The sequence below is a fragment of the Streptomyces sp. NPDC002580 genome (assembly GCF_042889485.1).
Taxonomy (GTDB): domain Bacteria; phylum Actinomycetota; class Actinomycetes; order Streptomycetales; family Streptomycetaceae; genus Streptomyces.
Genome location: NZ_JBIAQZ010000001.1, coordinates 1,183,087 through 1,206,259, shown reverse-complemented (window position 1 = coordinate 1,206,259; position 23,173 = coordinate 1,183,087). Strand labels below are relative to the sequence as shown.

At 72.7% G+C, this 23,173-nt stretch carries 21 protein-coding genes and 1 pseudogene; 10 read left to right on the top strand and 12 right to left on the bottom strand.

Going from position 1 to position 23,173, the window contains the following annotated elements; translation table 11 throughout:
• Positions 1–7: 7 nt before the first annotated feature.
• From pepN to ACFYW7_RS05170, 3 genes are all read right to left on the bottom strand, one after another.
• Complete coding sequence (gene pepN / locus ACFYW7_RS05180; RefSeq protein ID WP_389497967.1) at positions 8–2,500, bottom strand: aminopeptidase N; 2,493 nt, start codon at positions 2,498–2,500, stop codon at positions 8–10.
• 360 nt (positions 2,501–2,860) lie between these two features.
• Positions 2,861–3,214: a chorismate mutase gene (locus ACFYW7_RS05175; RefSeq protein ID WP_389497965.1), complete on the bottom strand. Its 354-nt coding sequence runs from the start codon at positions 3,212–3,214 to the stop codon at positions 2,861–2,863.
• A 382-nt stretch (positions 3,215–3,596) separates the two neighbouring features.
• Positions 3,597–4,379, bottom strand: coding sequence for a S1 family peptidase (locus ACFYW7_RS05170; protein ID WP_389497963.1), 783 nt, complete (start codon positions 4,377–4,379; stop codon positions 3,597–3,599).
• A gap of 220 nt (positions 4,380–4,599) precedes the next feature.
• Here ACFYW7_RS05170 and ACFYW7_RS05165 point away from each other — a divergent pair, with 220 nt between their 5' ends.
• Together ACFYW7_RS05165 and ACFYW7_RS05160 are read left to right on the top strand one after the other, a co-directional pair.
• Positions 4,600–5,493 carry a hypothetical protein gene (locus tag ACFYW7_RS05165; protein ID WP_389497961.1) on the top strand — a complete coding sequence of 298 codons (894 nt, stop codon included), beginning with the start codon at positions 4,600–4,602 and terminating at the stop codon, positions 5,491–5,493.
• Between the two features lie 118 nt (positions 5,494–5,611).
• Positions 5,612–6,358, top strand: a complete 747-nt coding sequence (locus ACFYW7_RS05160; RefSeq protein WP_389497959.1) for an ankyrin repeat domain-containing protein — start codon at positions 5,612–5,614, stop codon at positions 6,356–6,358.
• Positions 6,359–6,467: 109 nt separating this feature from the next.
• On the opposite strand, the gene ACFYW7_RS05155 is transcribed toward ACFYW7_RS05160, so the two are convergent.
• Together ACFYW7_RS05155 and ACFYW7_RS05150 are read right to left on the bottom strand one after the other, a co-directional pair.
• Positions 6,468–7,382 carry an SDR family oxidoreductase gene (locus ACFYW7_RS05155; RefSeq protein WP_389497957.1) on the bottom strand — a complete coding sequence of 305 codons (915 nt, stop codon included), beginning with the start codon at positions 7,380–7,382 and terminating at the stop codon, positions 6,468–6,470.
• Complete coding sequence (locus ACFYW7_RS05150; RefSeq protein ID WP_389498592.1) at positions 7,379–8,155, bottom strand: SDR family oxidoreductase; 777 nt, start codon at positions 8,153–8,155, stop codon at positions 7,379–7,381. Before ACFYW7_RS05150 ends, ACFYW7_RS05155 begins: the two co-directional genes overlap by 4 nt.
• Positions 8,156–8,255: 100 nt before the next feature.
• On the opposite strand from ACFYW7_RS05150, the gene ACFYW7_RS05145 reads away from it, so the two are divergent.
• The 4 genes and pseudogenes from ACFYW7_RS05145 (at position 8,256) to ACFYW7_RS05130 (ending at position 11,867) form a co-directional block, all read left to right on the top strand.
• Positions 8,256–9,008: an enoyl-CoA hydratase family protein gene (locus ACFYW7_RS05145; protein WP_389497955.1), complete on the top strand. Its 753-nt coding sequence runs from the start codon at positions 8,256–8,258 to the stop codon at positions 9,006–9,008.
• Positions 9,005–9,871, top strand: coding sequence for a CoA transferase subunit A (locus tag ACFYW7_RS05140; protein ID WP_389497953.1), 867 nt, complete (start codon positions 9,005–9,007; stop codon positions 9,869–9,871). The genes ACFYW7_RS05145 and ACFYW7_RS05140 overlap by 4 nt, the downstream gene beginning before the upstream one ends.
• Positions 9,847–10,590 (top strand): annotated as a pseudogene (locus ACFYW7_RS05135) (CoA-transferase subunit beta); the annotation flags it as partial. The gene ACFYW7_RS05140 and the pseudogene ACFYW7_RS05135, both read left to right, overlap by 25 nt.
• Positions 10,591–10,775: 185 nt before the next feature.
• Entirely contained in the window at positions 10,776–11,867 is a 1,092-nt protein-coding gene (locus ACFYW7_RS05130; protein ID WP_389497951.1) for an NAD(P)H-dependent flavin oxidoreductase, read from the top strand.
• Positions 11,868–12,121: 254 nt separating this feature from the next.
• Here ACFYW7_RS05130 and ACFYW7_RS05125 read toward each other — a convergent pair whose 3' ends face one another.
• From ACFYW7_RS05125 to ACFYW7_RS05115, 3 genes are read right to left on the bottom strand one after another with little or no spacing between them, the layout of a single operon-like run.
• A complete protein-coding gene (locus tag ACFYW7_RS05125) occupies positions 12,122–13,279 on the bottom strand; it encodes an acetyl-CoA C-acetyltransferase (protein ID WP_389497949.1) in 1,158 nt (385 codons plus the stop codon).
• A 37-nt stretch (positions 13,280–13,316) separates the two neighbouring features.
• A complete protein-coding gene (locus ACFYW7_RS05120; RefSeq protein ID WP_389497947.1) occupies positions 13,317–13,928 on the bottom strand; it encodes a TetR/AcrR family transcriptional regulator in 612 nt (203 codons plus the stop codon).
• Positions 13,929–13,955: 27 nt separating this feature from the next.
• Positions 13,956–14,744 carry an SDR family oxidoreductase gene (locus tag ACFYW7_RS05115; protein WP_389497945.1) on the bottom strand — a complete coding sequence of 263 codons (789 nt, stop codon included), beginning with the start codon at positions 14,742–14,744 and terminating at the stop codon, positions 13,956–13,958.
• A gap of 50 nt (positions 14,745–14,794) precedes the next feature.
• Between ACFYW7_RS05115 and ACFYW7_RS05110 the strand changes: the two genes are divergently transcribed.
• Complete coding sequence (locus tag ACFYW7_RS05110; RefSeq protein ID WP_389497943.1) at positions 14,795–15,940, top strand: acyl-CoA dehydrogenase family protein; 1,146 nt, start codon at positions 14,795–14,797, stop codon at positions 15,938–15,940.
• Positions 15,940–16,941, top strand: coding sequence for an acyl-CoA dehydrogenase family protein (locus ACFYW7_RS05105; RefSeq protein WP_389497941.1), 1,002 nt, complete (start codon positions 15,940–15,942; stop codon positions 16,939–16,941). Before ACFYW7_RS05110 ends, ACFYW7_RS05105 begins: the two co-directional genes overlap by 1 nt.
• Here ACFYW7_RS05105 and ACFYW7_RS05100 read toward each other — a convergent pair.
• The 3 genes from ACFYW7_RS05100 to ACFYW7_RS05090 form a co-directional block, all read right to left on the bottom strand.
• The gene (locus ACFYW7_RS05100) at positions 16,913–18,538 is read right to left on the bottom strand and encodes a cytochrome bc complex cytochrome b subunit (RefSeq protein WP_389497939.1); all 1,626 of its coding nucleotides are present in this window, start codon (positions 18,536–18,538) and stop codon (positions 16,913–16,915) included. The two genes, ACFYW7_RS05105 and ACFYW7_RS05100, sit on opposite strands and share 29 nt — an antisense overlap.
• A 100-nt stretch (positions 18,539–18,638) precedes the next feature.
• The gene (locus ACFYW7_RS05095; RefSeq protein ID WP_389497936.1) at positions 18,639–19,193 is read right to left on the bottom strand and encodes a HutD family protein; all 555 of its coding nucleotides are present in this window, start codon (positions 19,191–19,193) and stop codon (positions 18,639–18,641) included.
• A complete protein-coding gene (locus ACFYW7_RS05090; protein ID WP_389497934.1) occupies positions 19,190–19,909 on the bottom strand; it encodes a vWA domain-containing protein in 720 nt (239 codons plus the stop codon). Before ACFYW7_RS05090 ends, ACFYW7_RS05095 begins: the two co-directional genes overlap by 4 nt.
• Positions 19,910–20,078: 169 nt before the next feature.
• On the opposite strand from ACFYW7_RS05090, the gene ACFYW7_RS05085 reads away from it, so the two are divergent.
• Together ACFYW7_RS05085 and ACFYW7_RS05080 are read left to right on the top strand one after the other, a co-directional pair.
• Complete coding sequence (locus ACFYW7_RS05085; protein WP_389497931.1) at positions 20,079–20,999, top strand: rhomboid family intramembrane serine protease; 921 nt, start codon at positions 20,079–20,081, stop codon at positions 20,997–20,999.
• Positions 21,000–21,314: 315 nt separating this feature from the next.
• Positions 21,315–22,220: a chitosanase gene (locus tag ACFYW7_RS05080; RefSeq protein WP_389497929.1), complete on the top strand. Its 906-nt coding sequence runs from the start codon at positions 21,315–21,317 to the stop codon at positions 22,218–22,220.
• Positions 22,221–22,345: 125 nt separating this feature from the next.
• Here the strand turns inward: ACFYW7_RS05080 and ACFYW7_RS05075 are convergent, their stop codons facing one another.
• Positions 22,346–22,987 (bottom strand): SMI1/KNR4 family protein, encoded by a 642-nt coding sequence (locus ACFYW7_RS05075; protein WP_389497927.1) that lies wholly within the window; start codon positions 22,985–22,987, stop codon positions 22,346–22,348.
• Positions 22,988–23,173 lie beyond the last annotated feature (186 nt).

The window sequence follows — 23,173 nt, the reverse complement described above, 5'->3', positions numbered from 1 at the left end:
GGCCTGTCTAGCCTTCCCTCACCCGCAAGGCCCGTGCGAGGTCGTCGAGTTGGTCGGTGAGTTTGCGGCGCAGGGCCGGGATGGGGTCGGCGTCGCGGAGGCAGGTCTCGCCGAGGGCGAGGGTGCCGGGGGTGACGGCGTAGGCGGGGAAGGCCCAGCGGCCGGCGGCTTCGGCCATGGCGGGTCCGCGTCGCGCCGCGACGGCCACGGCGTCGGGCCAGTAGCGTTCGACGTACTCGCGGACGAGGTCGCTCTGTTCGGGTTGCCAGAAGCCCTGGGCGGTGGCGGTGAACAGGTAGTTGGAGAGTTCGTCGGTGGCGAACATCGCGTCCCAGGCGGCGCGCTTGGCCCCCGGGTCGGGCAGTGCGGCGCGGCAACGGGCGGCGCCCTCCTGACCGGTGGCGCTGGGGTCCTGGACGAGTTCGGTGTCGATCACGGCGTCGTCGACGGCGCCGAGGACGGAGAGCCGGCCGAGGATGCGCCAGCGCAGTTCGGGGTCGAGTTCGGGTCCGCCGGGGACGGTGCCTTCGGAGAACCAGGCGCTGATGGTGTCGGGGTGGGCGGCGACGTCGATGAGGTGGCGCACGGCGATCAGGCGCAGGCCCGGGTGGGAGCCGTCCTCGGTGCGGCGGATGAGGTCGCGGCACAGGGCGGTGAGGCCGGCGAGGGCGGCGGGGCGTTCCTCGGGGCGCAGGTACCGGTCGGCGACGTGGAGGGTCGCGAAGGACAGGACGCCTTGGACGAGGGCGAGGTCGCTCTCGTGCGGCAGGTGGGTGCGGGCGGCCTCGATGTAGTCCGTGGCGGGCAGTTCGCCGTCGCGTACGGCGTCGCGCAGGGCGTTCCAGACGACGGCTCGGGTGAGCGGGTCGGGAAGGCCGGAGAGGGCGGCTCGTACGGTCCGGGAGGACTTGGGGTCGAAGCGGACCTTGGCGTAGGTGAGGTCGGCGTCGTTGAGGAGGAGCAGGTCGGGGCGGCGGCCGGGGCGGGGCTTCGCGGGTTCGCTCTGGGGGACGTCGAGTTCGAAGCGGTCGCGCAGGACCAGCCGGTCGCTCTCGCCGGGGACGACGTCGTAGGCACCGACGGCGACGCGGTGGGGGCGGCTGCCCTCGTGGTCGACGGTGAGGTGCCATTGGCCGGCGGCTTCGGTGATCGTGGGCCGCAGGGTGTCGACGCCGGTGGTGCGCAGCCAGGCGTCGGCCCAGGCGTGGACGTCGCGTTCGGTGGCGGAGGCGAGGTTGTCGATGAAGTCGGCGAGGGTGGCGTTGCCGAACCTGTGGCGGGCGAAGTGGGTGTTGATGCCGGCGAGGAAGTCCTTCTCGCCGAGCCAGGCGACGAGTTGGCGCAGGGCGGAGGCGCCCTTGGCGTAGGAGATGCCGTCGAAGTTGAGCATGGCGGACGCGGTGTCGGGGACCGCGTCGGGGTCGGGGGCGACGGGGTGGGTGGAGGGGCGCTGGTCGGCGTCGTAGCCCCAGGGCTTGCGGGCGACGCCGAAGTCGACCCAGGTGTCGGTGAAGCGGGTGGCTTCGGTGAGGGTCTGGTAGCCCATGTACTCGGCGAAGGACTCGTTGAGCCAGATGTCGTCCCACCAGCGGAGGGTGACGAGGTCGCCGAACCACATGTGGGCCATCTCGTGGGCGATGACCATGGCGCGGGTCTGGCGCTCGGTGTCGGTGACGGCGGAGCGGTAGATGAACTCGTCGCGGAAGGTGACGAGTCCGGGGTTCTCCATGGCGCCGGCGTTGAATTCGGGGACGAACGCCTGGTCGTAGGAGTCGAAGGGGTAGGGCTCGTCGAACTTCTCGTGGTACCGGTCGTAGCAGGCGCGGGTGATGTCGAGGATCTCGTCGGCGTCCGCGTCGAGGTGGGGGGCGAGGGAGCGGCGGCAGTGGAGGCCGAAGGGCAGGCCGCGGTGTTCGGTGCGCACGGAGTGCCAGGGGCCGGCGGCGACGGCGACGAGGTAGGTGGAGATCAGCGGGGTGGGCGCTGCTTTCCAGTGGCCTTGTCCGAGGTGTTCGGTGACGCCGTTGGCGAGGACGGTCCAGCCGTCGGGCGCGGTGACCGACACGTCGAACACGGACTTCAGGTCGGGCTGGTCGAAGGCCGCGAAGACGCGCTGGACGTCGTCCATGAAGAGCTGGGTGTAGAGGTAGGTCTCGCCGTCGGTGGGGTCGGTGAAGCGGTGCATGCCCTCCCCGGTGCGGGAGTAGCGCATGGCGGCGTCGACGCGCAGTTCGTGCTCGCCGGCGGTGAGGCCCTTGAGGGGCAGCCGGTTCTCGTCCAGGGTCTCGGGGTCGAGGGGCCGGCCGTCGAGGGTGACGGAGCGCAGTTCGGCGGGCTTCAGCTCCACGAAGGTGTCCGCGTCGGTACGGGCGGTGAACCGGATGACGGTGAGGGAGCCGAAGGTCTCGTCCCCTCCTGTCACGTCGAGTTCGATCCCGTAGTGGTGGACGTCGAGGAGCTTGGCACGGGTCTGCGCTTCGTCGCGCGTCAGTACGGACATGGGGACATGCTGCCCGATGAGGCTGACAGGACACAGAGGTGGTCCGCTATGCGCGCTTTGTCGCCACGCGCTCACGAACTGGGGTTACGGCACCGGGGCCGCCGGGTCCGGGTGCCGTTCCGCGGCGGGCGCGGGCGCCGTGGGCGCCGCCGGTTCCGTCCGTGCCACCGGCACCGCCCCCACCCGTGCCATCGGTTCCGTGGGACGGGAAGCACCCGGCCCGCTCCGGCCGAGCCGCCGGTCCGCGGTGGGCGCGGCTCGGGCGGCGCCAAGGGGGCGGGCATCGCATGAGCGGACGCGGGTACGGGGCCACGGCACGGGCGGGCGACGCGTGAGCGTGCGTCGCACGGCCCGCCGGTGTCACTCCCCCGCGTGAGCGGCGTCCGCCGCGTAGCCGCCCGCGTCGTCGGCGATGCGCTCGTGGTGCCGGATGACCTCGGCGATGATGAAGTTCAGCAGCTTCTCGGCGAAGGCCGGATCCAGCTTGGCGCTCTCGGCGAGGCCGCGCAGCCGGGCGATCTGATGGGCCTCGCGGGAGGGGTCGGCGGGCGGCAACTGGTGGGCCGCCTTGAGGTGGCCGACCTGCTGGGTGCACTTGAAGCGTTCGGCGAGCATGTGGACGACCGCGGCGTCGATGTTGTCGATGCTGTCGCGCAGCCGGGCGAGTTCCGCGCTGACGGCGGGATCGGCTTCCTGAGGCTTGCTGATGGTCATGACAGCCAACCCTACGTGGCCCGCCGGGGCCGGATCATGGGTGCACCGGCGGAGCCGCCCGGGCAGCGCCCGCGGGGCACGGCACCGCCCGCATCGGCCCGGCGCCGCCCTGGGGAGCCCGCGACCGGGGTCGCGGGCTCCACTCGTACGGGTGGCACGGCCGGGGCCGCTGCCGCCCTCGGCGGCTGCGGCCCCGGCGGGTCCGACCGGCGCCCCCGGCACGGATGGTGCCGGACACGGGCGGCGCCCGGCGCAAGCGGCGCCCGCGCGGACGGGACCGAAACGAACCGGACCGGACCTGACGGGAAAGGATGGACCGGACAGGACCGGATGGCGTCGGCGCGCAGGGCGCCGGTCGTCGTGCGGGGCCCGGCCCGCGGTGTCACAGCCCGGCGGCGGCCCTGGCTATGTCGGCGGCGAAGGTCGAGACCTCGCTGTACACGCCGGGGTATCCGGGCTCGGCGCAGCCCTCGCCCCAGCTGACGATCCCGACCTGGAGGTAGGCGCCCGTGTCGTCCTTGCGGAACATGGGTCCGCCGGAGTCGCCCTGGCAGGTGTCGACGCCGCCCTGGGCGACGAATCCGGCGCAGATCTCGTCACCGGGGACGAGGTCGCTGCCGTACGCCTGCTTGCAGGTGGCGTCGTCGACGAACGGGACGGTGGCCTTGAGCAGATAGCGCTGCTGTCCGCCGCCCTCGCGGGTGGCGCCCCAGCCGGCGACGGTGAAGTTCCCGTTGTTGTAGGTGGTGTTGGTGGCGATCTTCAGGGTGGGCTGCTCGACGGGCTTGGCGAGTTTGATGAGGGCCCAGTCCTTGCCCTTGCCGTTGTAGCCGGGGGCTTGGAGGACCTTCGTGGACTTGACCTTGACGGCGCTGCCGCTCTGGAGGTCCACGACGCCGGTGGTGGCGGTGATGGAGGTGTTGGTGCCCGAGCCGTTCACACAGTGCGCGGCGGTCAGGACGATGCTCTTGGTGTAAAGGGCTCCACCGCAGCCCATGGAGAGGCGGACCATGAACGGGAACTCGCCCTGCGCGGCGCGGGTGCCGCCGACCACGGGAGCGGGTGCCGCGTGCGCGGACAGCGGCTGGAGGGAGACGGCGGCGATGGCGACCGCGCCGACGGCGAGCAGTCTTCTGATGACGCCGTACTTCTTGAGAGACTTCAACGCGCTTCCTTTCGTGGGGGGTCGTCCGCACGGCAGACGCACAGAAACGCTTGCTGGCATGCACCTGCCAAGCTGGTGGGGATTATGAGGACCGGCCGCCGGTGCGGGCAAGAGCCACATTCCGGCCAGCCGGCGTCCCGTCCGGCCCCGCGACCCCCGCCACCGGGAGGAACCCCGCTTACAGTGGAAGGGAGTTCCGGCGTCTTCTGGGGGTGCGGACGTGGCGAACGGCGGACCCGTCGAGCACGGCTACCCGCACCTGGACACGGTGCGGGCGTCGATCACCGCGCTCTACAAGCGGCTCTCGTACGACACCATCCACACCTTCTCGGCCAGCGTGGCCCCGGCCGACGTGGCCTTCGCCGACGTCGACGACCTGCACCTGGGTGCCCAGCGCGTGGCCCGCGAGATGGTTCGGCACTACCGACTGCCGGACGCCCGGATGATCGTCGGCTTCCGCGAGATGACGCACGCGGCGCACGTCGAACTCGCCGCGGGGCCCGAGTACTTCATCGAGCTCAACGACCGTTTCCGCACGCACCGCAGGGACATCGGCGCGGCCCTCGCCCACGAGGTGATGCACGTCTACCTGCACCGCCTCGACCTCTCCTTCCCCGGCACCCGCGACAACGAGATCCTCACCGACACGGCCGCCGCCTACCTCGGCGCGGGCTGGCTGCTCCTCGACGCCTTCCGCGAGGACGCCGCGTCCTCGCAGAAGCTCGGCTATCTGACCCCCGAGGAGTTCGGCTACGTCCTCGCCAAGCGGGCCCTGGTCTTCGGCGAGGACCCCTCGGTGTGGTTCACCAGCCCGCAGGCGTACACCGCGTACGCCAAGGGCATGACGCGGGCCCGCCTCGACGAGCAGCAGCCCCCGCTGACCGCGGCCGGCTGGGCGGGCCGCCGCCGCTACGCCAGGGACCGCCGACACGCCCAGGACCACCGCGCCCCCGACCACGCCGGCGTCCCCTACACCTTCGCGTCCGACGACCGCGGGCCGCTGCGCGTCTCCTTCCCGTGCCCGACCTGCCACCAGCGCATCAGGGTGCCGGTGAGCGGCCGGGTACGGGCGCGGTGCGCACTGTGCCGGACAGTGCTGGAGTGCGACACCTAGGGGCCTGGCAGACGTGCCGCACCCTGCCCGGCATGTGAGCCGGCCCCGAGACGGCGCGTGAGGCAGAACACCCCGAACGCCTTTGCTTCGCGGGTTCTTGATGAGCGAGGGTCGAAGGATGAGTACCGACGACCCCAGCGCCCGACTCTTCTCCGCCCTGTACGAGGGGGACGACGACGCGGTCGTACGGCTGCTGCGCGCCGGCGTGAGCGTCGAGGCGGTCGACGAGGACGGCCAGAGCGCCCTGTACCTGGCGGCGGTGAGCGACCGGCCCGGCATCGTACGGCTGCTGCTGGCGGGCGGCGCCGAACCCGACCGTCTCAGCCTGGACACGGACGCGCCGCTGTGCGGGGCGGCCTGCGGCGGCCACACGGAGGTCGTCCGCGCGCTGCTCTTCGCCGGGGCCGACCCGAACACCGTGGAGGAGTTCGGTTTAACCGCCCTGACCTGGGCCCTGCTGCGGGGTCACACCGCCGTGGCGGAGGCGCTCCTGGGGGCGGGCGCGGATCCGGACCGGCCCGGTCCGAGGGGCGAGCCGCCGCTGGTGGCAGCCGCCCACCGGGGCTCCGCCGGCTGTGTGCGGGCCCTGCTCGCGCACGGGGCGCTCGCGCGGGCCGAGGCGCTGGCGGAGGCCCGCCGGATGCTCGGGGTCGACATCGAGGCCGAACTCAGGGACGGTCTGGCCCGCACCCACGGCCCCGGCCATCCCTCGGTCACCCATCGCCACCGGTCCCCCGAGGGCGTCACCGTCGAGGTCCAACTCCTGGACACCGAGGGCCGGCCCTTCGCCGGCAACGACCTCGAGAGCGGCCACGCGGAGATCATCGACCTGCTGGTCGCGTCGATGGGCGGCCCGGGGTCCTGACACGAGGGGACGCAGACGTCGGCCCAGGCGCGGACGTCGGCCCGGACACGGACGTCGGGCCCGGGCCCCAGCCCGCAACCCCGACCCCGACCCCGACCCCGACAGCCTCCTACCGCGCGCCGTACACCGCCCCCGGGGGCTCCGCCTCCGTGAGGAGCTTGCGGACCGTCTCGCCGGCCTCGGTGGGGCTCCACCGGGCGCCCTTGTCGGCGCTCGGGCCCGGCCGCCAGCCCTCCATCACCGTGATCCGGCCGCCCTCGGTCTCGAAGACGCGGCCGGTGACCCCGGCGCTGGCGGCCGATCCGAGCCAGACGACCAGCGGCGAGACGTTGCCGGGGGCCATGGCGTCGAACCCGCTGCCGGGGGCGGTCATCGTGTCGGCGAAGGTCCGCTCGGTCATCCGGGTGCGGGCCGCCGGCGCGATGGCGTTGACCTGGACCCCGTAGCGCCCCAGCTCGGCCGAGGCGACCAGGGTCAGCCCGAGGACGCCGGCCTTGGCCGCGCTGTAGTTGCCCTGCCCGACCGATCCCAGCAGGCCCGCGCCGCTGCTGGTGTTGACGACCCTGGCGTCGGGGACGCGGCCCGCCCGCGCCTCCGACCGCCAGTGCGCCGCCGCGTGCCTGAGCGGCAGGAAGTGTCCCTTCAGATGGACCCGCAGCACGGCGTCCCAGTCGTCCTCGTCGAGGTTGACCAGCATCCGGTCGCGCAGGAAGCCGGCGTTGTTGACCAGCGTGTCGAGACGCCCGTACGTGTCCAGGGCGGTGCGGACGACGGACGCGGCGCCCTCGGTCGTCGCGATGTCGCCGGTGTGGGCCACCGCTTCGCCGCCCGCCGCGCGGATCTCCTCGACGACCTGCCGGACCGGACTGTCCGCCGCCGGGGCGCCGTCGAGGCCGACGCCGAGGTCGTTCACCACGAGCCGGGCGCCCTCGGCGGCGTACGCCAGCGCGTGCGCCCTGCCGAGTCCGCGGCCCGCGCCCGTGACGATCACGACCCGTCCCTCACACAGCGATCGTGCGTTCATACGGCTTCTCCCTGCTGGTCCTTGTTGGCGGTGGCGGCGTCGAGGAAGGCGGGCCGTTCGCCGCCTCCGTGGACGAGGATCGAGGCGCCGCTGATGTACGCGGCGGCGTCCGAGGCGAGGAAGACGGCGGCCCCGCCGACGTCCTCGGGCCGGGCAAGGCGGCCCAGGGGGACGGTGCGGGCGACGGCGGCGACGCCGTCCTCTCCGCCGTAGTGCAGGTGCGCCAGTTCGGTGCGGACCATGCCGACGACCAGGGTGTTGACGCGGATCTCCGGTGCCCACTCGACGGCCATCGACCGGGCCAGGCTCTCCAGTCCGGCCTTGGCCGCGCCATAGGCGGCCGAGCCGGGCGAGGGGCGCGACCCGCTGACGCTGCCGATCATCACGATCGAGCCGCCTGCCCGTCTGAGGTGTTCGTACGCGGCGAGCGACGCGGCGAGCGGGGCGGTGAGGTTGAGCTCGATGACCCGGGCGTGCCGTTCGGCGTCCGCCTCGGCGAGGGGTCGGTAGGGGGCGCCGCCCGCGTTGTTGACCAGGACGTCGAGCCGGGGCAGGGCGTCGAAGAAGGCCCTCACGGCCACCGGGTCGCGCAGATCGACGGGGACGAAGTCGGCTTTCCCCAGCGGGATCTCGGGGGGCCGGCGGGCGCAGACCACGACGTGCGCGCCCGCCCGCAGGAAGGCCCGGGTGATCCCCGCGCCGACGCCGCGGGTGCCGCCGGTGACGACGACGGTCCGGCCGTCGAGGTCCGTGGCGGCGCCGTCGCGGTCCATGGTGTCCACGTTGTCCACAGGGCCTCCCGCGCGGCCGCGATCGCTGCTAGCTTCGCATGACACCTAACAAACGTTTGGTGGAAAGGTAGCTGATGCGCTGATGGGTGTCTCCACCTCGTCCCCGGAAAAGGGGATTTCCGTCGTCACTGTCGACTACCCGCCGGTGAACGCGCTGCCGGTGCGCGGCTGGTTCGACCTCGCCGACGCCGTGCGGGCGGCGGGCCGGGACCCGGGCGTCCGCTGTGTCGTCCTGAGAGCCGAGGGGCGTGGCTTCAACGCGGGTGTCGACATCAAGGAGATGCAGCGCGATCCGAGCGGACACGGCGTGCTGATCGGCGCCAACCACGGCTGCGCCGAGGCCTTCGCCGCGGTGTACGAGTGCGAGGTGCCCGTCGTCGCTGCGGTGCACGGCTTCTGCCTGGGCGGCGGCATCGGGCTCGTGGGGAACGCGGACGCGATCGTGGCGAGCGAGGACGCCACCTTCGGCCTGCCCGAACTGGATCGCGGCGCGCTCGGCGCGGCCACGCATCTGGCCCGTCTCGTCCCGCAGCATCTGATGCGCGCCCTGTTCTACACCTCGCGCACGGCGACCGCGGCCGAGCTGCGCACGCACGGTTCGGTGTGGAAGGTCGTGCCGCGCGAGGAGCTGAGGTCGGCGGCGCTGGAGCTGGCGCGCGAGATAGCGGCCAAGGACGGGCGGCTGATCCGGCTCGCCAAGGCCGCCGTCAACGGCATCGACCCCGTCGACGTGCGCCGCAGCTACCGCTTCGAGCAGGGCTTCACCTTCGAGGCCAATCTCGCCGGGGTGGCCGACCGTGTCCGCGACACCTTCGGTGAGGAGGCCTCCCGGTGAGCGACAAGACCATGTCGGCGCGGGACGTCGTCGGCCGGCTGGAGAGCGGGATGACCCTCGGCATCGGCGGCTGGGGTTCGCGCCGCAAGCCGATGGCCCTGGTGAGAGCGCTGCTCCGCACCGAGATCACCGATCTCACCGTCGTGGCGTACGGCGGTCCGGACGTCGGTCTGCTGGCCGCCGCCGGACGCGTCCGCAAGCTCGTCACCGCTTTCGCGACCCTCGACTCGATCCCGCTCGAACCGCACTACCGGGCGGCCCGGGAGCGCGGCGCGTTCGAGCTGATGGAAGTGGACGAGGCGATGTTCATGTGGGGGTTGCACGCCGCGGCGAACCGGCTGCCGTTCCTGCCGGTGCGCGCGGGCATCGGCTCGGACGTGATGCGGGTCAACCCGGGCCTGCGGACGGTCACCTCGCCCTACCCGGACGCGGTGTCGGGGGTGCGGGAGGAACTGGTCGCCATGCCCGCCCTGCGTCTGGACGCGGCGCTGGTCCACATGAACCGGGCCGACCGCGCGGGCAACGGGCAGTACCTGGGCCCCGACCCGTACTTCGACGACCTGTTCTGCGAGGCCGCGGACACGGCGTACGTCTCCTGCGAGCGGATCGTCGACACGGCGGAGCTGACCAAGGAGGCCGCGCCGCAGACCCTGCTCCTGGCGCGGTCGGCGGTCACGGGGGTGGTGGAGACGCCGAACGGCGCGCACTTCACCTCGTGCGCCCCGGACTACGGGCGGGACGAGGCCTTCCAGAAGCTCTATGCGACGACTCCGTACGCCGAGTTCGCCGAGCGGTTCCTCTCCGGCGACGAACACACCTATCAGAGCGCCGTCGAGGCCTGGCGGAAGGAGCGGGTCCGGTGAACGCCACCCGAGCCGAGTACTGCGTGATCGCCTGCGCCGAGGCCTGGCGGGGCGACGGCGAGGTGCTCGCCAGCCCGATGGGCCTGATCCCGTCCATCGGTGCCCGGCTGGCCCGGCGCACGTTCTCGCCGGACCTGCTGCTGACCGACGGCGAGGCGCTGCTCGTGCGGCTCGACGGCACGACCGAGGGCTGGCTGCCGTACCGCAGACATCTGACGGCGGTGACGGGCGGGCGGCGGCACGTGATGATGGGCGCGAGCCAGATCGACCGCTTCGGCAACCAGAACATCTCCTGCGTCGGCGACTGGTCACGGCCCCGCCGCCAGTTGCTGGGTGTGCGCGGAGCCCCGGTCAACACCCTGAACAACCCGACCAGTTACTGGATCCCGAGGCATTCCCCGCGCGTCTTCGTGGAGCGGGTCGACATGGTGTGCGGGGTGGGGTACGACCGGGCCGCCGAGGCCGGCCCGAGCGCCACCCGCTTCCACCGTCTGCCCCGGGTGGTGACCGACCTCGCCGTCCTCGACTTCGCGACGCCCGACCACTCGATGCGGCTGGCGTCCGTGCACCCGGGCGTCACGGTCGAGCAGGTCGGGGAGGCGACGGGGTTCGGGCTGACAATCCCGGACGAGGTGCCGTTCACCCGTGAACCGACCGTGGAGGAGCTGGAGTTGATCCGGACGGTGATCGACCCGGAGGGGCTGCGGAACCGGGAGGTGCCCGATCCGCGGAGCGTCGCCGGGGAGGGCCGGGATGCCGCCGTCACCGGCGGGGACGGGGGCGGCGGGGGTGCGGGTGGCGGGGAGGCGAGTGGCGGCACGCGGCGCCGGGAGACTCCCGGCCGGGGCCCCGGCAGACCCGACCCGGGCGCGCCCAGGGGCGGCGCGGGCGGGGGCGGGCGCTGATGGAGACCGCGCTGACCCGGCTCGTCGGTGTCCGGCACCCCGTCGTGCAGACCGGGATGGGCTGGGTGGCGGGGCCCCGGCTGGTCTCGGCGACGGCGAACGCGGGCGCCCTGGGCATCCTGGCCTCCGCGACGATGACCCTCGATCAGCTCCGTGACGCCGTGCGGGAGGTCAGGTCCCGTACGGACCGGCCCTTCGGCGTGAATCTGCGCGCCGACGCGGGTGACGCCGGCGACCGGGTACGGATCATCGTCGACGAGGGGGTGCGCGTGGCGTCGTTCGCGCTGGCCCCCTCCCGGGAGCTGATCGCCGTCCTGAAGGAGGCGGGGGTGCTCGTCGTGCCGTCCGTCGGCGCCCGGCGGCACGCGGAGAAGGTGGCCGCCTGGGGCGCCGACGCGGTGATCGTCCAGGGCGGCGAGGGGGGCGGTCACACCGGGGAGGTGGCGACGAGCGTGCTGCTGCCCCAGGTGGTGGACGCCGTGGACATCCCGGTGGTGGCGGCGGGCGGCTTCCACGACGGGCGGGGTCTGGTGGCGGCGCTGGCCTACGGGGCGGCGGGCATAGCGATGGGCACGCGCTTCCTGCTGACCTCGGAGTCGACCGTCCCCGACGCGGTGAAGGCGAGGTACCTGGCGGCGACGGTGCGGGACGTCACCGTGACCACGGCCGTCGACGGGCTGCCGCACCGCATGCTGCGCGGTGAGCTCGTCGACGCCCTGGAGCGGGCGGGCCGCGCGCGGGCCCTCGTCCGTGCCGTGCGCCACGCGGCCGGGTTCCGGCGGATCAGCGGCCTCTCCTGGTCCCGGATGATCCGCGACGGCCTCGCGATGAGACACGGCAGGGACCTCTCCTGGAGTCAGGTCCTGCTCGCCGCCAACACCCCGATGCTGCTCAGGTCGGCGATGGTGGACGGCCGGACGGACCTCGGGGTGATGGCCTCGGGCCAGGTCGCGGGGGTGATCGAGGATCTGCCGTCCTGCGCGGAACTGGTCGAGCGGGTGATGGCCCAGGCCCGCGCGACACTCGACGCGCTTCCTGCCCCTGACCGGCGGCCTCCCACGGAGCTCGACGCCCGTTCCCGGACCGCCTGACGGGGCGTCCGCACAACGACGGGCACGGACAACAGGAGTCCGGACAACAGGAGTCCGGACAACGGGCGTCCCGACAACCGGGCGTCCGCACCACGGGGTTCGCACCACGGGGTTCGCACAATGGGCGACGCCTTCCCCGCTTCCGGGCCGGACCGTCACGGGCCGGACCCCCACGGCCCGGACGATCACGGCCCGGGCGGTGTAACGGGCCGGGCGGCCGCTTGCTGGTGCCGCGCGGCCCGGAGGTCGGTTCCTCAGAGCCGTTCGATGATCGTCACATTGGCCTGGCCGCCGCCCTCGCACATCGTCTGGAGTCCAAACCGGCCTCCCGTGCGCTCCAGTTCGTGCAGCAGGGTCGTCATCAGGCGCACGCCCGTCGCGCCGAGGGGGTGACCGAGGGCGATGGCCCCGCCGTTGACGTTGACCCGTTCCGGGTCGGCGCCGGTCTCCTTGAGCCAGGCGAGGACGACCGGGGCAAAGGCCTCGTTGATCTCGACCAGATCGATGGCGCCGATGGACATGCCGGTCTTCTTGAGGGCGTACGCCGTGGCCGGTATGGGCGCCGAGAGCATCCGGATGGGGTCCTCGCCGCGCACCGAGAGGTGGTGCACGCGGGCGCGGGGGGTCAGTCCGTGTTCGCGGACCGCCCGTTCGGAGGCGAGGAGCATCGCGGCGGCGCCGTCGGAGACCTGGGAGGAGCAGGCGGCGGTGATGGTGCCGCCCTCGACGACCGGTTTCAGTGCGGCCATCTTCTCGGCGGTGGTGTCCCGGCGTGGTCCCTCGTCCGCGGTGACCCCGCCGTGGGCGACGGTCTCGCGCGCGAAGCGGCCCTCGTCGGCGGCCCGGATCGCCCGCCGGTGGGAGCGCAGGGCGAACTCCTCCTGGTCGCGGCGGGTGATGCCCCACTTGGCGGCGATCAGTTCGGCGCCGTGGAACTGGTTGACGGGCTGGTCCCCGTAGCGGGCCCGCCAGCCCTCGCTGCCGGCGAAGGGGCCCTGGGTGAGTCCGAGGGGTTCGGCGGCGCGACGGGAGGCGAAGGCGATGGGGATCTGGCTCATGTTCTGCACGCCGCCGGCGACGACCAGGTCCTGGGTGCCGGACAGGACGCCCTGGGCGGCGAAGTGCACGGCCTGCTGGGAGGAGCCGCACTGCCGGTCGACGGTGACCCCCGGCACCTCCTCGGGCAGTCCGGCCGCCAGCCAGCTGGTGCGGGCGATGTCGCCGGCCTGCGGTCCGACGGTGTCGAGGCAGCCGAAGACGACGTCCTCGACGGCCGCCGGGTCCACCCCGGACCGTTCGACCAGCGCCGTGAGGACCCGCGCGCCGAGGTCGGCCGGATGGACCCCGCTCAGCCCTCCCCCGCGCCGCCCGACGGGCGTGCGGACCGCTTCGACGATGTAGGCCTCGGCCATGACGACTCCTTCGCGGACGTGAGTTGCTCGCTGACGGCTACTCGCGGAGGGCGATGCCGTCGAGCACCATCGACAGGTACTGCCGGGCGATCTCCTCCGGGCTGTGCTGACCTCCGGGCCGGTACCAGGAGGCGGCGACCCACACGGTGTCGCGGACGAACCGGTAGGTGAGCCGGATGTCGAGGTCGGCCCGGAAGACCTCGGCCTCGACGCCGCGTTCCAGTGTGCTCAGCCACGCCTTCTCGAAGTTGCGCTGGGACTCGGCGAGGAAGGCGAAGCGCTGCTGTGCGGCGAGGTGCCGGGCCTCCTTCTGGTAGATCGCGACGGCCGCGCGGTGCCGGTCGATCTCCCGGAAGGACTCGGTGACCAGGGCCTCCAGGGTCTCCCTGGGGCCGAGGCCGGCTTCCAGGACGGTGTCGTAGCCGTCCCAGAGCTCGTCGAGGAAGGTCCGCAGGATCTCCTCCAGCATCGATTCCTTGGAGTCGAAGTGGTAGTAGAGACTGCCCGCGAGCATCCCGGCCTCGTCCGCGATGTTCCGTACGGTGGTGGCGTTGTAGCCCTGTTCGGCGAACACCTCGGCGGCGGTGCCGAGGAGTTCACGGCGGCGCTCCGGGGTGGCGGTCACCTGGGGCTTCTTCTTGGTAGGCACGCGGTCATTGTCGTCCTAGGGGCTGTCCTACGCGTGCTGACTGCTCACGGACACGACCTCGCCGGTGAGGTACGAGGAGTAGCCGGACGCCAGGAAGACGATCACGTTGGCCACTTCCCAGGGTTCGGCGTAGCGGCCGAAGGCCTCGCGGGCCGTCAGCTCCTCCAGCAGTTCGGGGGTGGTCACCTTCACCAGGTGCGGGTGCATGGCGAGGCTGGGCGAGACGGCGTTGACCCGCACGCCGTAGGCGGCGGCCTCGACGGCGGCGCACCGGGTGAGTGCCATGACCCCGGCTTTCGCGGCGGCGTAGTGGGCCTGCCCGGACTGGGCCCGCCAGCCGACGACGGAGGCGTTGTTGACGACGACTCCGCCCTCGGCCTGCTCCCTGAACCGTCGCAACGCCGCCCGGGTGCAGCGGAAGGTGCCGTTCAGGGTGACGTCGAGGACCTTGGTCCACTGCTCGTCGGTCATGTCGGCGAGGGGTGCGGTGCCGCCGAGGCCCGCGTTGTTGACGACGACGTCCAGGCGGCCGTGCAGGTCGGTGGCGGTGCCGAAGAGGGCCTGGACCTGCTGCTCCTCGGTGACGTCGCAGGGGTGTGCGGCGACGGCGGCGCCGAACTCGTCGGCCAGGCTCTCGGCGCTCTCCTCGAGCCGGCGCGGGTGCGCGTCGCTGATCAGTACCCGCGCGCCCTCTTCCAGGAACCGGCGCGCAGTGGCCCCGCCGATGCCGGCGCCCGCGGCGGCGGTGATGACGGCGGTGCGGCCCTTCAGGAGTCCGTGTCCGGGTGTGTACGCCGGACTCTCGACGTCGCTCATGCCTCCAAGTTAACCTACCAAACACTTGTTAGGGAAGGTTGGTACCGCCGATGGATCTGACCCGCTCCCCCGCCGACGAGGAGTTCCGCGAGGAGGTCCGCGGCTGGCTGGACGCGCATGTCCCGGCGGCCCCGCTGCCCTCGCTGGAGACGGCCGAGGGCTTCGCCGCGCACCGCGCCTGGGAGGCCGAACTGGCGGCGGACCGCTGGTCGGTGGTGTCGTGGCCGGCGGCGTACGGCGGCCGGGACGCGGACCTGGTGCGCTGGCTGGTCTTCGAGGAGGAGTACCACGCGGCGGGCGCGCCCGGCCGGGTCGGGCAGAACGGCGTCAGCCTGCTCGCGCCGACCCTCTTCGGTCACGGCACTCCGGAGCAGCGGGCCCGGGTGCTGCCGCCGATGGCCACGGGCGAGGTGGTCTGGGCGCAGGCGTGGTCGGAGCCGGAGGCGGGTTCGGACCTGGCCTCGCTGACGTCACGGGCGGTGCGTGTGGACGGCGGCTGGCGTCTGAGCGGGCAGAAGACCTGGTCGTCGCGGGCCGCGTTCGCCGACCGTGCCTTCGGTCTGTTCCGCAGTGAGCCGGGCCTGCCGAAACCGCACCAGGGCCTGACGTATCTGATGTTCGACCTGCGGGCGCCGGGGGTGACGGTCCGTCCGATCGGCCGTCTGGACGGCAGGCCGGCGTTCGCGGAGCTCTTCCTGGACGAGGTGTTCGTCCCGGACGAGGACGTGATCGGCGAGCCGGGGCAGGGGTGGCGGGTGGCCATGTCGACGGCGGGCCACGAGCGGGGGCTGACGCTGCGCTCCCCCGGCCGTTTCCTGGCCGCGGCCGAGCGGCTGGCCGCGTTGTGGCGCACGCGCGGCGAGCCGTCCGACGCGGCCCTGCGCGACCGGGTGGCCGACGCGGTGATCGGCGCCCGCGCCTATCAGCTCTTCACGTACGCGGCCGCCTCCCGGTACCTCGAAGGGGGGAGCGCCGGGCCGGAGTCGAGTCTGAACAAGGTGTTCTGGTCGGAGCTCGACATCGCGCTGCACGAGACGGCGCTCGATGTGCTGGGCCCCGAGGGCGAGTCCGCGGACGGCGAGTGGGCCGAGGGGTATCTCTTCGCGCTCGCGGGCCCCATCTACGCGGGCACCAACGAGATCCAGCGCGACATCATCGCCGAGCGGCTGCTCGGCCTCCCGAAGGGCCGCCGCTGATGCGCTTCCTCCTCGACGCGGAACAGCGGGCGTTCGCCGCCTCGCTGGACGCGATGCTGACGTCCGCGGACACGCCGTCGGCGGTGCGGGCGTGGGCCGTCGGCGACCACGCGCCGGGCCGGGTGCTGTGGTCGCGGCTCGCGGAGGCGGGCGTCTTCGCGCTGGCGGTTCCGGAGGGGTACGAGGGGGTGGGCCCGCTCCCCGTGGAACTGGCGGTCGCGTTCCTGGAGTTGGGGCGGCACGCGGTTCCGGGTCCGCTGGTGGAGACGGTGGCCGCGGCCGCCCTGCTGGGCGAGTTGGGGGCGCTGGGCGAGCCGGGCCCGGCGAAGCGGCTGCTGCCGGGGCTGGCGTCGGGCGGGACCGTCGCGACCCTCGCGACGGCCGGGGCCCGCGCGCTCGACGCGGACGCGGCGACGGTCCTGCTCGCCGTGGAGGGTGACGGTCTGTGGCTGGCGCCCGGCCACGGCCCGGTGCGCGGGTCCGTGGACCGGGCCCGGCGGCTCGCCCCGCCCGAGGCCGGCGGCGAACTCCTCGCCAGGGGACCGCAGATGGCCGCGGCCGCCCGGCGGGCCCTGACCTGGGCCCGGCTCGCGACGGCCGCGCAGGCGCTCGGGGTCGGCCTCGCGCTTCTCGACCGGACCGTCGAGTACGTCCGCCGGCGGACCCAGTTCGGAGTTCCGGTCGGCTCGTTCCAGGCGGTCAAGCACCGGCTCGCGGACGCGAAGATCGCCCTGGAGTTCGCCCGCCCGCTGCTGTTCGGGGCCGCCCTGTCGATGGCGCCCGCGGACGTGGCCGCCGCGAAGGTCACGGCGGGCGAGGCCGCGTACACCACCGCCCGCACGGCCCTGCAACTGCACGGGGCGATCGGCTACACGGCCGAGTACGACCTGTCCCTGTGGTTCGGCAAGGCCCGTGCCCTGCGGACGGCCTGGGGCACCCCGGCCGAGTGCCGGGCCGAGGCGCTGGCCGGTCTCAGTGCGGGTGGTCGTCCCCGCCGGTGACGGCCCGGTACTCCTCCTCCGTCGGTTTCGGGATCCGGGTGCCGGGCCCGTACAGGGCGCGTGCCAGCCGGGCGCGCAGCCTCCCGGCGGGTCCGACCCGGCGGGCCACGCCGTTCGCGTCGACGAGTGGGCCCACCTCGTAGGGCGGCGCCTGTTCGTGCTGGGTGAGGGTGAACCGCTGGGCGGGGGTGAGCGGTTCGTGGACCTCGACGTACTCGCCGTGCGGCAGCATCTTGATCGTGCCGGACTCGCGTCCGTGCAGCACCTTGTCGCGGTCGGCGCGTTGCAGCCCCAGGCAGATCCGTTTCGTGAGGACGTAGGCGAGCGCGGGCCCGGCGAAGACGGCGACGCGCACGAACCAGGTGATCGCGTTGATCGACAGGTGGAAGTGGGTGGCCCACAGGTCGTTGCCGCCGCCGACCAGCAGGACCGCGTACAGCGTCAGCCAGGCGACGCCGAGGGCGGTGCGGGTGGGCACGTTGCGCGGCCGGTCCAGGATGTGGTGCTCGCGCTTGTCGCCGGTGACCCAGGCCTCGATGAACGGGTAGACGGCGATCGCGGCCATGATGAGCGGGAAGAGCGAGAAGGGGATGAAGACACCCAACTGGAGCGTGTGGCCGAAGGCGTTGATCTCCCATCCCGGCATCACCCGGATCAGCCCCTCGGAGAAGCCTAGGTACCAGTCGGGCTGTGCGCCGGTGGTCACCAGGTCGGGGCGGTAGGGCCCGAAGGCCCACACGGGGTTGACGGTGGCGATCGCGCCCATGATCGACAGGACGCCGAAGACCAGGAAGAAGAAGCCGCCGGCCTTCGCCATGTAGACGGGCATGAAGGGCATGCCGACGACGGATTTCTGGTCGCGTCCGGGCCCCGGGTACTGCGTGTGCTTGTGGTAGAAGACCAGGATCAGGTGGGCGACCACCAGTCCCAGCATGATGCCCGGCAGCAGCAGGACGTGGATGGGGAAGAACCTCGGGATGATGTCGTGCCCCGGGAACTCCCCGCCGAAGAGGAAGAAGGAGAGGTACGTCCCCACGACGGGGACCGACAGGATGGCGCCCTGCGCGAAGCGGACGCCGGTGCCGGAGAGCAGGTCGTCGGGGAGCGAGTAGCCGGTCAGGCCGGTGAGCAGGCCGAGCATCAGCAGGGTCCAGCCGAAAAGCCAGTTGACCTCGCGCGGCTTGCGGAACGCGCCGGTGAAGAACACCCGCATCATGTGCACGAGCATCCCGGCGAGGAAGACGAGCGCGGCCCAGTGGTGGATCTGCCGGATCAACAGTCCGCCGCGCACGTCGAAGCTGATGTCGAGCGTGGACTCGTAGGCCCGTGTCATGACGATGCCGTTCAGCGGCCCGTAGGAACCGTGGTAGACGACCTCGACGCCGCTCGGCTCGAAGAACAGGGTGAGGTAGACCCCGGTGAGGATCAGGACGAGGAAGCTGTAGAGGCAGACCTCGCCCAGCATGAACGACCAGTGGTCCGGGAACACCTTGCGCATGTTGGCCCTGGCCAGCGAGTAGAGGCCCAGCCGGCCGTCGGCCCAGTCGGCCAGCCGCTCCCCCTTGGCCGTCTCGGCCCGCCGCTCGCGCAGACTCATACACCGCCTCCTCGGCCCCCAGGGTGGCACGCCCCTCGCGGGAAGCCAACGGTGCGACGGAGAAGGGGAGTTGTCTCGCCCCCTCCGGGGCGGGACCCTCCTATGGGCCGACGCGGATCACCGCTACCGGACCTGCCCCCCGGAGTGTGGCCGGCTCCCCCGTGAGCAGGGCCGCGTCGTAGCGGCCGAGGGACAGCCCCGCGACCTGAGCGGAGTCGCCGAGCGCGACCACCAGCACGGCCGGCCCGCCCGGAACGGGCACCCCGTCCCCGGGGAACAGCACGTGGACGCCCGGCACCGGCGAACCGCCCCGGTTCCACATGACGTTGAGGTTCACGACCGGCCCCCCGAGCAGCCGGCAACCGGTGGGCAGGTCGCCGGGAAAGCGCTGGGGCAGGCAGGGGGTGTCGACGAGCCGGCGGTCGTCCCCTACGGTCAGGTCCATTCCGGCGCCCTCGACCACGGTGAGGATCCGCTCCACCCCGGTGAAGGAGGAGAAGGGTCCGTCGGCGGTGACGTCGGCGAGGCTCACCCGCCACGCGAAGCCGGACATGTCCGCGCCCTCGGGCCGGACGAGGACCTCCCGGGTGACGCCCCCGCCGTTCTTCCAGGGCACGGCGGCCCGGCCCGCGGCGGGCAGGAGGTGTGCGCTCACGAGACGATCCCGTGCGCCCGCGCCGCCGCCAGCCACTGCGGGAACTCCGCCACCAGCCGGTCGTACAGCTCCCCGTCGCCCACCTTCCGCGGATCCGGACCGGCGTGGAAGAAACCGGCGTTGTCGACGACCCGTTTCTGCGGCACCGCCAACTCGTCGAGCTTGCGCAGGAACTCGAACTGCCTGCTGTCCGGGTCACCGAACCCTACGAACTGCCAGAACAGCGGCAGCCGGGCCGCCTTGCACAAGTACCGTTCGGCGGCGAGCTTGTTGATCGGGCCCCCGTCGGTCTGGAAGACGACGAGAGCCGGGGCCTTGGAGCCGCTGTCGAGGTAGTGGTCGATGACGGCGTCCATCGCGAGGTGGTAGCTGGTCCTGCCCATGTGCCCGAGTCCGGCCGCGATCCGTCCGATCCTCCCCCGGTGGTTGTCGAGCGCGATGTCGGTGACCGCGTCGACGTCCGTGGAGAAGAAGACGACCGGGACGGTTCCGTCGTCGTCGAGGTGGGCGGACAGGCCGAGCACACGGTCGGCGAGCACCTGCACGCTGCCGTCGTCGTAGTACGGCTTCATCGACCCCGAGTAGTCGACGACCAGGTACACGGCGGCCTGTTGTCCGCTCAGCCCGTGCTGGGTGAGGGAGACCCCGGCGCTCTTGTACGGGCCGACCAGCGCGGGCGCGGTCTCCTCGATCTTCGTGAGGCTGATTCCGGCCATGCGGGGCTCCCGTCGCGAGGATTCGGCACGCCGAGATTACGTCACGGTCCCGGCCCGGCGGCTTCACGGACCCTGCTGTCCCCCGGCGAAGGGCCGGTTGGCTATTTTGATCATCGCCGTCCCCACCGGCTCACTGTTTCCCTTGCCCGCGCGTTCCGAGGAGCCGGCCGTGGAGTCCGAGTCCGCCGTCACCACCTGCTACCGCCACCCCAAGGTGGAGTCGCACGTCCGCTGCACCCGGTGCGACCGCTACATATGCCCGAACTGCATGCGCGAGGCGGCCGTCGGCCACCAGTGCGCGGAGTGCGTGAAGGAGGGCGCGCGGTCGATCCGGCAGGCCCGTACGGCCTTCGGCGGCCGGATCTCGACGGTACCCCTGGTGACGTACGTCCTCATCGGCCTCAACGTGCTGGCCTACCTGGCCGAGTTGCTGCGCTCGTCGGTCGTGGACCGGTTCGAGATGCTGGGCGCCGGCCTGGTGGACACGGACGGGCTGCACTATCTCTGGCAGGCCTCGTACGCCGCGGACTACCACCCGGAGGGCCTCGTCGACGGGGAGTGGTACCGGCTGCTGACCGGTGCGTTCCTGCACATGCCGCCCGGCGAGGGCACGTTCGGGGTCGCCCACATCCTGATGAACATGTTCGCGCTGTGGAACATCGGCCGGATCGTGGAGTCCCAGCTCGGCCGGGTCCGCTACCTCGCCCTGTACCTCCTGTCGGCGCTCGGCGGCTCGGTCCTCGTGCTGCTGATCGCGCCGGACCAGGGCACGGTCGGCGCGTCGGGCGCGATCTTCGGCCTCGGCGCCGCCTACTACGTGATGGCCCGCAGGACGGGCGGGAACATGGAGGGCGTCAACCGCTACATGGCGGGCCTGCTGGTCTGGCTGCTGATCTCGGCGGGGCTCACCTCCTGGCAGGGCCACCTGGGCGGTCTGCTGGCGGGCGGCGCGGTGACGGCGGCCTTCGCGTACGCACCCCGCGACCGCCGGCGGGCGCCGGTACAGGCCGCCCTGTGCGTGGGGCTTCTCACACTCCTGGTCGTCCTCGCCGTGCTGAAGGTGTCGGCCCTGAGGAACGGCTCGGTCTAGCACCGCGGCGGACCGCGGACGGCGGAAGGGCCGCCGGACCGCCGCGCACGGACCACGGCCCCGGGACCGAGGGACCGGGCGGACAGCGCGTGCGACGCCAACTGCGCCGCCCCTCCAGGCTCCACAGAGGATCCCGCCGGCCTCCGTACGGGGTCCCCGCCCGCCTCCGTACGCGGTCGCGCCCGGTGGCCCTGTCCGGAGCTCCGGGGGCGCACGCGTGGCGCGGCCGAGGGGCGCGCACGGCATACCGGGAGACGCTCCTGGAGACCACCCGGTGTGCTCGCCCGTCCTCCACCCCTGCGTACCCTGTGCGTCATGAAACGAGCGGGTTGCCTGGTGTTCGCCGTCGTCCCCGTGCTGGTCACGGCGGCGGTCTACTTCGCCACGCCCGAGCACGCGGCCACGGCGACGTCCGACGCCAAGGGCTCGTCGTCGGTGTCGCAGAAGGCGCGCGAGAAGGCCAAGGCCGGTGCCGAGCGGGCGGCCGACGACGAGGTCGTCGCCGACCTTCCGCCGGGCCTCGCGGCTCCGCGGAAGAAGGAGCTCGCCCAGCAGCTCGTGGCGAGTGCCGAGAACTCGACGCTGAAGTGGCACGAGGCGTACGGCTACATCGAGGACATCGGTGACGGCCAGGGCTACACGGCGGGCGTCGTCGGCTTCTGCTCCGGCACCCACGACCTGCTCACCCTCGTCGAGCGCTACACCAGGAAGCACCCGGACAACGGGCTCGCCCGCTATCTCCCGGCCCTGCGCGAGGTCGACGGCACGGACTCGCACGAGGGCCTCGAGCCCGGCTTCCCGAAGGCCTGGCGCCACGAGGCGACGATCAAGGCCTTCCGCGACGCCCAGGACTCCGAACGGGACCGGGTGTACTTCGACCCCGCCGTCCGGATCGCCAAGCTCGACGGGCTCGGCACGCTCGGCCAGTTCATCTACTACGACGCCATGGTGCTGCACGGTCCCGGTACCGGCGACAACAGCTTCTACGGGCTGCGCGAACGCACGATGCGCGAAGCGGACCTCCCGTCCGAGGGCGGCGACGAGAAGTCGTACCTCGACATCTTCCTGGACATCCGCCGCAAGGCCATGAAGTCCAGGAACCCGGACCGCGACACCACCCGCATCGACACGGCCCAGCGCCAGTTCCTGTACGACGGGAAGCTGGACCTGGACACACCGCTGGAGTGGAAGGTGTACGGCGAGACGTACCGGGTGCCGTAGCGCGCCCGCCGCGCACCCGCCGGCTCGACCGCTCCACGTGCGCCCGGCCCGGCAGCCCCCGGCCCGGCGCGCCCCTCCGGGTCGTCACGCCCGGCACCGGCCCAGGACCGTGTCCGCCGTGTGATCTACGGACGGATCTCCCAGTCGACGCAGGTCCTGCCGGAAGCGTGCTCGAAGGTGACCGGCCAGTGCTTCTCGAACGGGGTGCCCGTCTCCAGAGCGTCCGTGACGGCGCGGACGAACCCGGTCAGGCTCGAACCCCAGAGGGTGCCGTCCAGATCGCCGGAGCCGATGCCCATCTCGTACACGTGCCCGTACGTGGCTCCCGGCCGGTGGTCGACGAACGCGAAGCCCCCGTCGTCGGGCAGCGCGAACGGCACACAGAGATGCAGATGACCGGCGAGGTCCTCTTCGTCCCAGAGATCGGCCTCGGTGTTGTCCTCGCCGACCTCCACGAGAATCTCGTGCATGTCCGCGATGCCGGCGGCCGGGATGAGCCGATGCCCCAGCGGCAGGATGCCGCCGGCCGGGAAGACCCCGAGCTCGGGTCCGCTGTTCCGCTCGGGCGGGGTGACGCCGTTCCGGCGCTCCAGCAGCCTCCTGAGCTCGGGGTGAAGGGCGAAGCCGAGCCGCCCCTCCAGCCCGGCGATCTCGGCGGCCGTCGCCGGCGGCCGAAGTGCGGCGTGATCCGCCGGCGACCGCGCGGCCAGCCATGCCTCCAACCGGTCCCACGCCTGGTCGAACAGGACAAGATCCATCGATGTCATGCACGGACCATAAAGGGCGGGTCTGACAGGCGGGCCGCCAGGACCTCGGGACCCGACCGGGCGAGGAAGCTCCCCGCCACGGATCGCCGGGCTCGGGGCGAGTCCGCCTCGGCGCATGTACGCGGGCATGCGGCGGCGCCTGCCAGGTCGTCCGGTCGGGGACAGTGAGGCAGGCGCCGTCTCGTG

Coding starts and splice junctions, on each gene's coding strand:
- ACFYW7_RS05150 (WP_389498592.1), bottom strand. CDS start 8,155: ATGGACCGCGACGGCGCCGCCACGGACCTCGACGGCCGGACCGTCGTC.
- ACFYW7_RS05110 (WP_389497943.1), top strand. CDS start 14,795: ATGGATCTGACCCGCTCCCCCGCCGACGAGGAGTTCCGCGAGGAGGTC.
- ACFYW7_RS05075 (WP_389497927.1), bottom strand. CDS start 22,987: ATGACATCGATGGATCTTGTCCTGTTCGACCAGGCGTGGGACCGGTTG.
- ACFYW7_RS05145 (WP_389497955.1), top strand. CDS start 8,256: ATGGGTGTCTCCACCTCGTCCCCGGAAAAGGGGATTTCCGTCGTCACT.
- ACFYW7_RS05175 (WP_389497965.1), bottom strand. CDS start 3,214: ATGACCATCAGCAAGCCTCAGGAAGCCGATCCCGCCGTCAGCGCGGAA.
- ACFYW7_RS05105 (WP_389497941.1), top strand. CDS start 15,940: ATGCGCTTCCTCCTCGACGCGGAACAGCGGGCGTTCGCCGCCTCGCTG.
- ACFYW7_RS05115 (WP_389497945.1), bottom strand. CDS start 14,744: ATGAGCGACGTCGAGAGTCCGGCGTACACACCCGGACACGGACTCCTG.
- ACFYW7_RS05100 (WP_389497939.1), bottom strand. CDS start 18,538: ATGAGTCTGCGCGAGCGGCGGGCCGAGACGGCCAAGGGGGAGCGGCTG.
- pepN (WP_389497967.1), bottom strand. CDS start 2,500: ATGTCCGTACTGACGCGCGACGAAGCGCAGACCCGTGCCAAGCTCCTC.
- ACFYW7_RS05155 (WP_389497957.1), bottom strand. CDS start 7,382: ATGAACGCACGATCGCTGTGTGAGGGACGGGTCGTGATCGTCACGGGC.
- ACFYW7_RS05160 (WP_389497959.1), top strand. CDS start 5,612: ATGAGTACCGACGACCCCAGCGCCCGACTCTTCTCCGCCCTGTACGAG.
- ACFYW7_RS05080 (WP_389497929.1), top strand. CDS start 21,315: ATGAAACGAGCGGGTTGCCTGGTGTTCGCCGTCGTCCCCGTGCTGGTC.
- ACFYW7_RS05090 (WP_389497934.1), bottom strand. CDS start 19,909: ATGGCCGGAATCAGCCTCACGAAGATCGAGGAGACCGCGCCCGCGCTG.
- ACFYW7_RS05125 (WP_389497949.1), bottom strand. CDS start 13,279: ATGGCCGAGGCCTACATCGTCGAAGCGGTCCGCACGCCCGTCGGGCGG.
- ACFYW7_RS05130 (WP_389497951.1), top strand. CDS start 10,776: ATGGAGACCGCGCTGACCCGGCTCGTCGGTGTCCGGCACCCCGTCGTG.